This is a genomic window from Romboutsia sp. 1001285H_161024_C4, assembly GCF_015550185.1.
Taxonomy (GTDB): Bacteria; Bacillota; Clostridia; order Peptostreptococcales; family Peptostreptococcaceae; genus Romboutsia_C; species Romboutsia_C hominis.
The window spans coordinates 78,054-91,854 of the sequence record NZ_JADNAJ010000008.1 but is presented as its reverse complement, the minus strand read 5'-3'; the positions used below and the strand labels follow the sequence as shown (position 1 = coordinate 91,854).

Below are 13,801 nucleotides of genomic sequence, written 5' to 3'. Positions count from 1 at the left end.
GAGTTTGGACCGTGTCTCAGTTCCAATGTGGCCGATCACCCTCTCAGGTCGGCTACTGATCGTCGCCTTGGTAAGCCATTACCTTACCAACTAGCTAATCAGACGCGGGTCCATCCTGTACCGCAAAAGCTTTGATATTTTTACCATGCGATAAAAACATGTTATCTCGTATTAGCATACCTTTCGGTATGTTATCCGTGTGTACAGGGCAGGTTACCCACGCGTTACTCACCCGTCCGCCGCTCTTTACCGAAGTAAATCGCTCGACTTGCATGTGTTAGGCACGCCGCCAGCGTTCATCCTGAGCCAGGATCAAACTCTCAAATAAAAGTTGTTACCTGCTCAGACTATCATTATCTGAATATCTGGCTTGGTTTGTTTTCGATTCTTTTAAGAATCAGTTATATAAATTAACCTACTGTTTAATTTTCAAAGTTCATTTTCGTTTTTGCCCTTTTCTTAAGGACAAGTAATACTATATCACCTTACATTTATATCGTCAACACTTTTTTAAAACTTTTTTAAAAAAATTATTATTATTTATATTTTAAACATAAATTAATATATCCAAAACTCTTGTATTTAAGAGAATTTCCAGTTAATTTGGTTTTATTTTTTATTGAAAAATTTTTTTAAAGTATATATACATTTACAAATTAGAGTATAATAGTAATATAGTATTAAAACCAGATACTAATTTTGTTATAATTTGTTGGTTTATTTACTTATTTATGTAAAAACGTTTAAAATGAATTATATATTCAACTTTAATTTATGGAGGTAAATTATGAATAATTATCTTAGAGAGCCAATTAATGGTTTCACACACCTTGCTGGTGCAATCTTATCCTTTATTGGTCTACTAGCATTGGTAATAAAAACAACATTAAATACCCCATCTACTTTAGAGCTAACAGCTGTAATAATATTTGGATTAAGTATGATTCTTCTATATGCAGCTTCTGCAACTTATCATTTAGTTATTTCTAGTGATAAGGTAATAGGATTTTTAAGAAGATTAGACCACGCTATGATATTTGTTTTAATAGCAGGTTCATATACACCATTTTGCTTGATAGCTTTAGATGGTCCTACTGGATGGATTTTATTTGGAGTTATAATGGCTACTGCTATTGCTGGCATATCTTTTAAATTAATTTGGTTTAACTGCCCTAGATGGATTTCAACAGCTATATATGTTGCTATGGGATGGATTTCTATATTTCTTATTAGTCCATTATATAAAGCTTTATCATTCCATGGACTTTCTTTACTTGTATTAGGTGGAGTTTTTTATACTATAGGAGCTTTAATATATGCAACTAAACCAAAATTTTTAGAATTTAAATACTTAGGTTTTCACGAAATCTTCCACATATTTATAATGCTTGGAAGTTTAACTCATTTTTTCTGTGTATTTAATTTTGTCATATAATAAAAAAGGAGAACTATCAGTTTTGATTAGTCTCCTTTTTTATTTATCTAAAGTATTATTTCTATTTTTGTACCACTACCTATATTGCTTTCTACTTTTATATCTCCATTATGAGCCTTTACAATATCTCTACTTATGGCCATACCTAAGCCTGATCCTTTATGAGCATAACCTGTATTAGTTCCTCTATAATATCTCTCAAATATATACTTAAGATCTTCTTCAGATATTCCCCTTCCATTATCTTCAATAATTATATGTGTCTTTTCATCCAAAATTATATTTACTTTTATACTTACATCTTCATTATTGTGAATAATAGAGTTGTATAAGAGGTTATTTATTGCTCTCTTCATTAGTAATTCATCTATTTTCAATACTATATTATCTTCTTTCGAATTAAAATCTATATATACATTATTATATTTAGGGTTGTTAAGTATATCTATAATACATCCTCTAACCAGTGATACTATATTCTTTTCTTCCCTGGATATATTTGAATATCCATCTTTTAGCTTCATAGTTAAATTTAAATCATCAACTAATTCTTTTATATAGTTTGCCTTACTATCTATAATCTCTGCATATTGAGATACTTCATCTACTTCTATATCATATCCGCTAGACATTAATTCTGCATATCCTTTTATAGATGCTAAAGGTGTTTTTATATCATGAGAGATATTTGCTATCCACTCATTTCTCATGGATTCGATTTTTTTTCTTTCTCTTTCATTTGATTTTAATGTGTCTGCTAAATTATTCAATTTATTAAATACTGGCTTGTATATTCCTTTTTCTTTATAATATGATTCATAGTTTCCACCAGCTAGATCTTCAACTCCACCAATTATACTTTTTACAGGTTTAGTTAAAGATTTACTAAATATATACCCTATCACTGTAGCTACTATACAGTCTACTATTATAATCGCCAATATAACTTTTGATATTATATTTCTTAATGACTCAGATTCAGTAACTATACTAGTTCTACTCACCTTGTTCATTGGAAATCCAATTAGGTATGTATATGAGTAATTATTTATATTTTTTTCAGCAACTAAAACTGTAGATTTATTATCTTCTACTCCAGCATATTTATATGTATTTATTAACTGAACAGGTGTGTATTTATTTCGGATATTATTAGGTGCATTATACTTGTAAATTACACTTCCATCACTGTCTAATATTTGTATCCACATTTTATCTTTTTTTAATATTTCTTTACCTTTATCATTCACATAAACGTTATTTATATCATCTGTATCATTAAAAATATTTTTATTAAAATCTCTTACAAATGCCTCTACATTATTAAATATTCCATGTCCATTTTGTGAAGAATCCGCATTTATCATAACAGATATAAAAATAGCTATAGCTATATTTAATTGAACAACTATCATAGCTACTATTACAGTTGATAAAAGGTACTTTAAAGTCAATTTCCATTTCATACTAAATCATCCTTAGCTATCTATTCTTTTACTAAAAACTTATATCCAAGCCCTTTTACATTTATTATATATTCTGGCTTTGAAGGATTATCTTCAATCTTTTCTCTCAGTCTTCTTATATGAACCATTATGGTATTATCATATCCTATAAAATCATCTCCCCATACTTCATCACAAAACTTTTCTTTACTTATTATCTGATTTTTATGTTTTACCATATACATAAACATCTTTAATTCTTTAGGCTTTAATTCTAATAATTCTCCATTTTTCTTTACCTCTAAAGTCTGCTCATTCACTTCAAATGGCCCTACTTTTATAATATTATTATTTATTTTTTCTTCTATATTAAATTGCTTCTTACTTCTTCTAAGTTGAATTTTTACCCTAAGTGCTAGTTCTTTTATGCTAAATGGCTTTGTTATATAATCATCAGCACCTATAGATAATCCTACTAATTTATCTAATTCTTCTCCTTTCGCTGATAAAAATAATACTGGTATGTCTGATGTTTGTCTTATTTTTTTACATACATCATATCCTTCGATATCCGGAAGCATAATATCTAGTATGGCTAAATCTGGATTTTCATTTTTGAATATTTCTAATCCATTAGTTCCATTATCAGCTATATAAATATTTTCAAATCCTTCTTTTTTAAGTGCCTTTTTTATTAGCTTTAATATCTCTACTTCGTCATCTACTACTAATATCTTACTTTTTCTTATTAAAGACTCCACTTAAAACCCTCCTATCACTTCATATAATTTTTCTTACTACATATTATTTTTTAATTTTACGTTTTTTTATATTTAATTTATACCATATTTTATAACTTTTATTTCTAATGAAAAAAGAAAAGCATAACTAATGTTTTGCTTTTCTTTTTATTATTTCTAAATTATTTATATTTATATATTATCTTTCACTTAAAAAACTTCTCTTAGCTAAATTGTAAAATAATACTACTCCCACTACACTTGTCCCTATAAATACAGCCCATATACTTAATGGTAGTTTATATCTTATAATTGGAGTTGCATACATTCCTAATATAGGCCATTCTAAAACATTACTAACCATACCTCTAGCCTCCATAAAGTAAGGTATTGCCATACATGCTCCACCTATTAAAAATGGTACTATTGCATTTTTACTTATAGATGATAAAAATAATCCTAAAGCTGCTAGTAAGAATGATCCTATTATTATGTTGATAGTCATCATTAATATCATTTGAATTACTGTTATATTAGATCCGCTATTTCCAAAGTACCATAAATTCTTTAATGGAGTATCTAATCCTTTAAAGTTTAAGGATACTAATGCTCTTAATACCATTGTATATAATATTGAAAGATTTACTATGCTAGCACTTACTCCAGCTGCTATAAATTTACTTATAACTAACTGTTTCTTACCATTTTTTGTAGCTTTTATCAATCCATCCATGTTTGAATTATACTCTATAATAAAACTTCCTGAAAACATCATAAACATAGTTAATCCCATAAATGGAGCAAGGCCAAACCATTTAGAAAATAAATTTGCATATGTCTCATTAATATCAAAATTATAAGTAGAGCTATATGCTAAAAACATTGTTAACATCCAAACAATAATTACTCCAAGCTTAAAATTCTTTTTTATCTCTGCCTTGACAACTGAGAACATGATTATACCTCCCTTGCATCTTCTAACTCAAAATAGAACATGTAAACATCTTCAAATCTTGGTTCTGTTAGTTTTGTATTTTCATATGATGGCGCTTTATCACTTATTATTCTTAGTTGAGTATCTTCAACACCACGATTTATACTTACTACTTTGTAGTTTCTTTGAATCTCATTTACTTCACTTTCATTTTTTGTAGTTATTGTATATACTTTACCTTTCATGTCTTCTAAAATTTCTCTATGAGTTCCTTTTAGAAGTAATTTACCATCTTTTATCATAATAGTTTCTTTAGCTACTGACTCTATATCAGAAATTATATGAGTTGAAAGTATTACTATTGTTTCCGTTCCTATATTTGATAATAAATTTCTAAATCTAGTTCTCTCCTGAGGGTCAAGACCTGCTGTTGGTTCATCTAATATTAATATCTTAGGGTTATTCAGTAATGCCTGTGCTATACCAACTCTTCTTTTCATTCCTCCAGAAAACTTAGACACATTCTTATTTCTTACTTCATAAAGACCTACTAATTTTAATAACTCATCTACTTTTTTCTTAGCTTCACTATTATTCATTCCTTTAAGCGCCGCCATGTACATTAAAAACTCTCTCGCTTTAAAGTTTTTATATGCATCAAAATCTTGTGGTAAATATCCAACTAAAGCTCTATATTCATCATCTAAAGATACTATATCTTTTTCGTTATATAATATTTTCCCGCTACTTGGTGTTGTTATAGTTGCTAATTGTTTCATTAAAGTTGATTTACCAGCTCCATTAGGACCTAATAAACCATATACTCCACTATTTAAAGTTAAACTTATATTTTCATTTGCATTTTTATGTTTATATGTTTTAGTTAAATTTACAATTTCTAATTTATTCATTTTTACTTCCTCCATATTTTTATTTATCTATTTAGTACTTTCTTAAATACGTAAACATTTAGTAGTATCCCAGATACAATTATTAATCCTAATGTACTTAAACAAGTTATAACTAAGTCAAAATTCATTGAAAATAATTTAATTTGACCCATATATGCAGTAGGTATAAAACTATTTTTTGAAAGTATATCTATAAAACTACATTGGTGTATTATCAGCATTAATTCATAAGGTAAAAATTTAAAAAATACCAGTATTTTTCCCATAGCTATAAATAAAATCGAACAAGATATAGATTGTATCGAGTTTTTCGTTATAAATGAAAATAAAGCTGAGAATATTGATATAGCTATAAATACTAAAGATATTACCCCTATTTCAGAGGCTATATATTGAACAATACTCATTTCTCTAACTAAACTTGCTATATTAGATATCCTATATGCTTGTAAGCCTCCATTTACAGGAGCCCCATATTGAATATATGTTGCTATAAAAGTTGCAATTAAATAAATTGCATAAACAATAATTGGTAAAATTATTGATATTAAAAGCTTTGAATTTAAAGCTTTATATTTGTTTTTAGATGATAAGATTATAGTATCTACATTTGATAATCTTTCATCTGTATATAAATTTGAAGAAAGTGTAACTATTATAGCTACGATAAGTAGTGTAGCTAAAGGAAAAGTTGCTCTATTTTCAAATACTTGATAGAATGTTACATCTTTATATTTTTCACCATTATCTTTACTTAGCTTTTCTTTTGACATTTTGCTAATTTGCTTTTCATTTTCATCTTTTAAACCATGAGTATTTTTATTAGCAATCGATTTTATCTCATTTACTTTATTGTCCAATTTTTCCTGTGCTATTACATCTCCTGGCCTTTTGTCTACTATATATTCATTTTTACTTTCATCGAAATATTCATTTTCAGTTTCTAACATAGGCTTTACAAATCCAATTTGTATAAATAAAAGTCCCATAAGTATAAGTGCTATTATTGAGGTTTTATTTTTAACTATTTTTTTTAATTCCCATCTTAACATGTTTGTTCTCCTCTCTTGTGATTACAAATTTATTATATATATCTAGATTTACACCATCATAAACTTAATCTTAAATAAACCTTACAATTCAAATTTTTCTTATTTAATATAAATTATCTGGCAAAATAAATAAGAGCAAAGCTATTTTTTGCATAACTTTGCTCTTATTTATATATTTTTTTAATTATTGTTATTTACTAAATCAACTATTTTTTGTCCTTGTTTTAGTAATTCATTATAATCATTTTCTTCTTTTATCTGATTTATTTTATCTTCTGTAATATCTTTATCTGAGATGTTAAAGTATTTCTTTAGTATTTTATATTGAGTTTCTCCATTTTTATCTTTACGATCTTCTATGCCTTTTTTCCAATTTATATCTATTTTATCCATTACCAACCCTAAAGCAGATCCCGTTTCATACTTCATTGATCTTTCTAAATAAGATGGCGATTCTGCTTGACCATTTGCAATATAATCATATGCCTGCATAAATGTAACATAGTATGGACTTTCTTTTTTTGCAAGTACAGTTAACTTTCCTCCTGTTAAATCACTATATTTATATTCAATGTATCTTGCAGTTCCTTCTATTGCTTCTGTGTTTGTTTCTACTACTAACTGTGGCCATTTTTTATATCTATAAGCACGTACAGTTGTCCATTGTTTTAGGTACTTCTTAACTTCTTCTTTGTTATTAGTTTCCATGCATTTATCTAAAAGCTTAAATTCTAATCCCATTAAAGCATAGTTTTCTTTATTTACTGGATAATTTTCTATATACTCTCCATCACCTTTATCATATGTCCAATCTTTTTGCTTATATGTATGGAATGATTCATGTAATAAAAATGAAGTAAAATCAAAATATAATTCTGGATTTTCTATCATTTTAGGGTGATATTTAAAATAAAAAATACTTTTACCATTAATATCTACAGTACCAAAATTTGAAGGCGCCCAGGTTGAAATCAGACTTATATCAAACTTACTTATTCTATAAACTTCTGGTAGATTTAAAGATTTAGGCATATTAATTTTCCTTGCAAGAAAGCTTTTTTCAATTCCTTTTACGTTAACCGCATAGGCATACTTTCTTATAATCCCTTTATCTTTATTAGTTCTTATTAGAATTATAGGCTCCTTATTTAATTTATATTTATTGTTCCATAATTTTTCACCATTTTCATTAAATTGTTTATATATACTTGATAACTGTACAAACATTTCTTTATCTACAGAATCAAATTCTTCATATTTAGTCTTATATACTTTATTTAATACAATGTTACTTAATATAGTTAATACTAACAAAACTATAATAGTTGAGATTATTATAAGTGCTTTACTAGGTTTTTTCTTCATTAATGGTTTATTTCTCCTTTTGTAATTTCTTCTAAAAATCATTTTTTCATAATAAATTTTTAATATGTATACTTTATTTTTCACATATGTTTATTCATTATATATAAATAAATTTAAATTTCTGTAAAATTAATCTTAAATAAACCTTACAATTCTTATTTTTCTTAATTAATATATAAAATATACTTTAAATAAAAAAAACGAACTCAATTGAGTTCGTTTTTTACTTCTATCTCATAGCTCTCATTGCATTTAATACTGCTATTAATGCAACACCAACATCTGCAAATATAGCTTCCCACATAGTAGCAACTCCACCTGCTCCTAATATTAAAACTATAGCTTTTACAGCTAATGCAAATATTATATTTTGCCATACTATCTTATTAGTTTTGTTTGCTATTTCTATTGCTTTAGAAATTTTGCTTGGTTCATCTGTCATTAAAACTACATCGGCAGCTTCTATAGCAGCATCTGAACCTAATCCTCCCATAGCTATACCTATATCAGCTCTAGCTAAAACTGGAGCGTCGTTTATTCCATCTCCAACAAATATAACTTTTTCTTTTTCTGATTTTCCTTCATATATTTTTTCTAGCTTATCTACTTTTTCATTAGGAAGTAGATTTGAGTATACTTTATCTACTCCAAGCTCTTTTGCTATAGCTGTAGCTACTTTTTCATTATCACCAGTTAACATTACAACATCTTTTATTCCTAATGATTTTAGATTTTTTATAGCTTTTTTACTATCTTCTTTTACTTCATCTGATATTACTATATATCCTCTATATATTTGATTGACAGCTATATAAACTACTGTTCCAACTTCTTTAGCTTTAGAATAGAATATATTCTCTTTTTTCATTAATTTTTCGTTACCTGCTAAAATAAGTTCATTATTGTAATTTATTTTTATTCCATAAGCTGCTATTTCTTCATAACTAGTTATTTTGTCTAAATCTACTTTTTTATCATAGTAACTTAATATTGATTTTGCTATTGGATGATTAGAGTTTGCCTCTGCAAAAGCAGCGTACTCTAATAATTTTTCTTCAGATATTCCAACTGCATTAACCTTAGTTACATTAAATACACCTTTTGTAAGTGTTCCTGTCTTATCAAACACAACTGTGTCAACATTTCTAAGTGCTTCTAAATAGTTACTTCCTTTTATTAATATACCATTTTTAGATGCAAATCCTATTCCACTAAAGAAACTAAGTGGTATAGATAAAACTAATGCACATGGACAAGATACTACTAAAAATACTAAACCTCTATATAGCCACTCACTAAATGTAGCTCCTGGTATTATAATTGGAGGTACAACTGCTACTAAAACAGCTCCTATAACTACTGCTGGTGTATAATATTTTGAGAACTTAGTTATAAAGTTTTCAGTTTTAGATTTTTTGCTACTTGCATTTTCAACTAAATCTAATATTTTAGAAACTGTTGATTCTTCAAATCCTTTTGTAACTTCTATAGTTAATAAGGCATTTTTATTTATAAATCCTGATAATACAGATTCTCCTTTTGATACTTCTCTTAATACAGATTCTCCTGTAAGTGCAGATGTATCTACCATTGAGTATCCATCTATAACTACACCATCTAGTGGAACTTTTTCTCCTGGTTTTACAACTATTACATCGCCTATTTTAACTTCTTCAGGAGAAACTACTTTAAGTTCTGATCCTTCTTTTAAGTTTGCATAATCTGGTCTTATCTTCATAAGTGATGTTATAGATCTTCTTGATTTTCCTACTGCTATACCTTGTAAGAATTCTCCTAATTGATAGAAAAGCATAACTCCTACTGCTTCTGGTAATTCACCAATTGCTAATGCTCCAATTGTTGCAATAGACATTAAGAAGTTTTCATCAAACACTTGACCTCTTATAGCATTTTTTAGTGCTTTTAATAAAACTTCTCCACCTACTATTACATATGCTATTATAAACATCGCATCTGCAAGTTTACTTTCAAATCCAGTTGCAATTTGATATATTCCAAATATATATACTAATGACCCTATTACTAACTTTATTATATCTTTTTTATTTATATCATTCTTTTCTTCTTTAACTTCTGATTTTTTAACATTACCATTTTCATTTTTTATTTGTATGTCTAAACCTGGTTCTGTTGCATTTACTATTCCTACTATTTTATTTATAGTCTCTTTTTCATCAAAAGATTTTCTTATATTTACTGTAAGTTTTTTGTTTATAAAATTTAAATTTGAAGAATCTATTTCTTCTAACTTAGATACTTTTTCATTTATTACTTCTGCACAATGAGCACAATTTAATCCACCTAATATTAATTCCCTTTTAATGACTTTAGAATTTGAAACTATTTCTATATCTAATCCTGGTTCTGTGTCATTTATTATCTTTATAGCCTTTTCTATAATTTCTTCCTCATTTACACCTTCTTGTATGTTTAATACAAGCTTTTTATTTATAAAGTTTAGATTTGATGATTCTACACCCTCTAGTTTAGATACTTTTTCATTTATTACTTCTGCACAATGAGCGCAGTTTAATCCACCTAGAATCAGCTCTTTTCTAATTATGCTACTAGCATCCATAACCCAATCCTCCTATCGTTTATATGTTTCTTGTATATGACATAAACCACAATCAAATATCTTACTTATGTGACAATCATCTAAAGAATAATAAACTACTTTTCCTTCTTTTCTAAATTTAACTAGCCTAGCTTGCTTTAGTACCCTTAGCTGATGAGATATTGCAGAATGAGTCATTCCTAATAAACTTGCAATATCACATACACACATTTCATTTGAAAATAATGCATATAAAATTTTTACTCTTGTTGTATCTCCAAATACCTTAAATAACTCTGCTAAGTCATAAAGCATCTCTTCTTCTGGCATTGATGTCTGAGCTCTTTTTACTATATCTTCATGAACCTCCTCGCAATTGCACGAGTTTAATTTTTCATTTATATTTTTACTCATATCTTAATTCCTCCAAATTAATAACAATATATGAATAATTGTTCATATATATAATTATATGCCCATGTCCAAATTTTTGCAACTAATATTAACTATTTTTTTATAAAATGCACATAATAGCATTTTTAGTAATATATATATTATTAAAGTGAATTGTTATTTAGTAAGTAATACTTTAGGAGGGATGATTTACTATGAGTTTTGATAATTTCTCACACAAACAAAATGGCGATATGGATCCTAATTATATATACCCTACACCTTATATAGATCCTATGATGTATGTTAATCCTTATTATAATCAACGCCCAATGGACTACGGTAATTCTGGGTACTATATGACTTATATGAATCCTTATATCAATTATCCTGTGATGGATAATCAATATGCAATGTTAGATAATGATTTCTATTTTGATGATATGGATATGGAAACTATGTATATGGATCAAGATATGAATATGATGCCTCAGATGCCGGGTAACATGCCTATGATGCCTAATATGATGGGTAGTATGCCTATGATGCCCCAGATGATGGGTTGTATGCCTATGATGCCTAATATGATGATGCCTATGATACCAGGCATGATGTATAATCCTTATATGATGATGGGTATGATGCCTCAAATAAACATGGAAGAATTTGATGAGGAAGAAATGTAAATTTTTTTAATTTAATTGTTATAAAATTTTAAAACTTGTCCAAAATAATAATGTATTCCTCATAATATTCCCCCAATATTATAAATACAGAATAAAGCCACTGACAGTTAAGTCGTGGCTTTATTTTTTATCAATAATTTACTATTCTAAGAAATAATCAAAGTCATCTGCACCAGATTCTACGAAATCATAAAGTACATTTTCCTCAAAATACATTTCTTCTTTAATCTCTATATAGTCAGAATAATTACATTGAAGTAATTTGTTTATATATTTTTTATCTCTATTATTGTAAGTTCCTACAAAAAACTCATTACCTATTTGATAATAAATAGCTTTTATGTCATTACTTATAAGGTACACTTCTTTTGCTACATGATGGTTATCAAAATTAAATCTAGTGAAGAATGTCCCCTCTTCCATATCACTTCTTAATAAAAATGGATTATCTATATAAAACTTTTCTATAAACTCTTCCTTATTTTTCAAGCTATAAATGCTTACAAACTCTTCTTTTGATATTTCATCAAAAACTTCAAAGTCAAAAATTCCTTCTTTATCTCCTACTAAAATAGAGTTTATCTTAAATCCATTTTCTTCTTTTGATATACTAAAAGCTATTCTACATATATAATATCCATCACTATCTTCGTAAAGTGCTTCGCTTATATACCTTTCATTACCTTTTGGTATTACTTTATTTTTTAGAAGTGTTCCATTTATATTTGTAATATGCATATTACTTATCTCTTCACTTCCTGAGAAATATCTTAAGCTTTCTCTATCCCATGCTATAAATCTCATAGTCATATAATTTATAAATTCTACTTCATCAGTAATTTTCTTGCAAATTTTAGGATATATGTCTTCAAGTTTTAATTTTGGTTCATAATTTTCTATAATATCTATATACTCTTTTACCTCTCCTGGTAATGGTTTTTCATAGTAAGAATTTTTATTTCCATAGTAATTAACTAGAAATAAAGCTTCTTCTTCTGATATATCTATTCTATCAGCTCCCAATCCACCCATTAACCTTTCTTCTTCTCTATGAGATTCTTCTATAGTAGGATTTTTTAAGCTTACATAGTCTGCTAACCCAAGTCCTTCTGAATCTAACAAAAAGTATTGATATATCTTATCATTTTTTTCTTGCCATATTATTAAAAGTCCCATACTTCCCATTAATCTAGAATTGGTTACCTTTGCATATTTGAATTTCACAAAATCACTTCCTTATTGGAGATATTTATTTAATAAATTTTTTTAATATCAATATAATTTCTTATTAATACATATGTTATAAATAACATATAATCTCATAAGATATTTTACAATTAGATTTTAACTATTAACTATAAATTATAATATAAAATAATAAAATCTACCAAAAAAAATTTAAATTTATTTTGTATAAGTTCACAACTTAAATAAATTTTGTAATATAATAAAATAAATGTTTAATAGAGGTGATATTAATGAGAAATATAGCAGCTTTTTTTGATATAGATGGTACTCTATATAGAGACTCTCTTATGGTTGAACATTTTAAAAAGCTCATTAAGTATGACATAATAGATCAAAAAGCATGGTACGATAATGCAAGAGATGCTTTTATGAATTGGGATAAAAGACAAGGTAATTATGATGATTATCTAGATGATGTTTGTAATTTATATGTAGAATCTCTAATTGGACTTGATAAAAATTATATTGATTTTACTAGTGACCAAGTTATAAAGCTTAAATCAGATAGAGTGTATAAATACACTCGTTCAAGAATAAAATGGCACTTAGAAAATAATCACATAGTAATATTTATATCTGGTAGTCCTGATTTCTTAGTTGGAAAAATGGCTGAAAAATATAATGTTACTGATTTTATAGGAAGTAATTATGTTTTTGAAAATGGAACGTTCAATGGCACAGTAATTCCTATGTGGGACTCTAAAAGTAAGAACACTGCTATTGATGACTTCGTAAAAAAATATAATATAGACTTATCTATTTCTTATGCTTACGGAGATACAAATGGTGATATTAATATGTTAAGAAGAGTTGGCAACCCTATAGCTATAAATCCAACTAAAGAACTTCTAAATCATATAGCAAAAGATCCTGTTATATCTAATGCTGCTAAAATAGTAGTCGAAAGAAAAGATATAATATATTCACTTTCTCCGAATGTAGATATCCTTAGTATATAACATAAATTTAATTATCGAATTTAGATAATTTTCAATAATAAATATTTGAAAAGTC

Annotated in this window: 12 protein-coding genes and 1 rRNA gene; 3 read left to right on the top strand and 10 right to left on the bottom strand. The window is 27.0% G+C overall.

From position 1 onward, the window contains the following. Positions 1-328 (bottom strand): 16S ribosomal RNA (locus I1959_RS12605); the annotation flags it as partial. Between the two features lie 459 nt (positions 329-787). Here I1959_RS12605 and trhA point away from each other — a divergent pair. Next, the gene (gene trhA / locus I1959_RS12600; protein ID WP_092922126.1) at positions 788-1,435 is read left to right on the top strand and encodes a PAQR family membrane homeostasis protein TrhA; all 648 of its coding nucleotides are present in this window, start codon (positions 788-790) and stop codon (positions 1,433-1,435) included. A gap of 47 nt (positions 1,436-1,482) precedes the next feature. Here trhA and I1959_RS12595 read toward each other — a convergent pair whose 3' ends face one another. The 8 genes from I1959_RS12595 to I1959_RS12560 form a co-directional block, all read right to left on the bottom strand. Then, positions 1,483-2,901, bottom strand: a complete 1,419-nt coding sequence (locus I1959_RS12595; protein ID WP_166506065.1) for a HAMP domain-containing sensor histidine kinase — start codon at positions 2,899-2,901, stop codon at positions 1,483-1,485. A 20-nt stretch (positions 2,902-2,921) separates the two neighbouring features. Beyond that, positions 2,922-3,641 carry a response regulator transcription factor gene (locus I1959_RS12590; RefSeq protein WP_166506066.1) on the bottom strand — a complete coding sequence of 240 codons (720 nt, stop codon included), beginning with the start codon at positions 3,639-3,641 and terminating at the stop codon, positions 2,922-2,924. Between the two features lie 178 nt (positions 3,642-3,819). Next, positions 3,820-4,575 (bottom strand): hypothetical protein, encoded by a 756-nt coding sequence (locus tag I1959_RS12585; RefSeq protein WP_166506067.1) that lies wholly within the window; start codon positions 4,573-4,575, stop codon positions 3,820-3,822. A 2-nt stretch (positions 4,576-4,577) separates the two neighbouring features. Continuing rightward, positions 4,578-5,465 (bottom strand): ABC transporter ATP-binding protein, encoded by an 888-nt coding sequence (locus I1959_RS12580; protein WP_092922114.1) that lies wholly within the window; start codon positions 5,463-5,465, stop codon positions 4,578-4,580. Positions 5,466-5,488: 23 nt separating this feature from the next. Beyond that, on the bottom strand, positions 5,489-6,517 hold the full coding sequence (locus I1959_RS12575) for a hypothetical protein (protein ID WP_166506068.1): 1,029 nt from the start codon (positions 6,515-6,517) through the stop codon (positions 5,489-5,491). A gap of 180 nt (positions 6,518-6,697) precedes the next feature. After that, positions 6,698-7,882: a hypothetical protein gene (locus I1959_RS12570; protein WP_166506069.1), complete on the bottom strand. Its 1,185-nt coding sequence runs from the start codon at positions 7,880-7,882 to the stop codon at positions 6,698-6,700. Between the two features lie 229 nt (positions 7,883-8,111). Beyond that, a complete protein-coding gene (locus I1959_RS12565; RefSeq protein ID WP_195238510.1) occupies positions 8,112-10,481 on the bottom strand; it encodes a heavy metal translocating P-type ATPase in 2,370 nt (789 codons plus the stop codon). Between the two features lie 12 nt (positions 10,482-10,493). Further along, positions 10,494-10,874 carry an ArsR/SmtB family transcription factor gene (locus I1959_RS12560; protein ID WP_207733588.1) on the bottom strand — a complete coding sequence of 127 codons (381 nt, stop codon included), beginning with the start codon at positions 10,872-10,874 and terminating at the stop codon, positions 10,494-10,496. A gap of 194 nt (positions 10,875-11,068) precedes the next feature. Between I1959_RS12560 and I1959_RS12555 the strand changes: the two genes are divergently transcribed. Then, complete coding sequence (locus I1959_RS12555) at positions 11,069-11,539, top strand: hypothetical protein (protein ID WP_176579623.1); 471 nt, start codon at positions 11,069-11,071, stop codon at positions 11,537-11,539. 141 nt (positions 11,540-11,680) lie between these two features. On the opposite strand, the gene I1959_RS12550 is transcribed toward I1959_RS12555, so the two are convergent. Further along, positions 11,681-12,763: a hypothetical protein gene (locus I1959_RS12550; protein ID WP_166506070.1), complete on the bottom strand. Its 1,083-nt coding sequence runs from the start codon at positions 12,761-12,763 to the stop codon at positions 11,681-11,683. A gap of 254 nt (positions 12,764-13,017) precedes the next feature. Between I1959_RS12550 and I1959_RS12545 the strand changes: the two genes are divergently transcribed. Further along, entirely contained in the window at positions 13,018-13,746 is a 729-nt protein-coding gene (locus I1959_RS12545; RefSeq protein WP_092922100.1) for an HAD family hydrolase, read from the top strand. Positions 13,747-13,801: the final 55 nt, after the last annotated feature.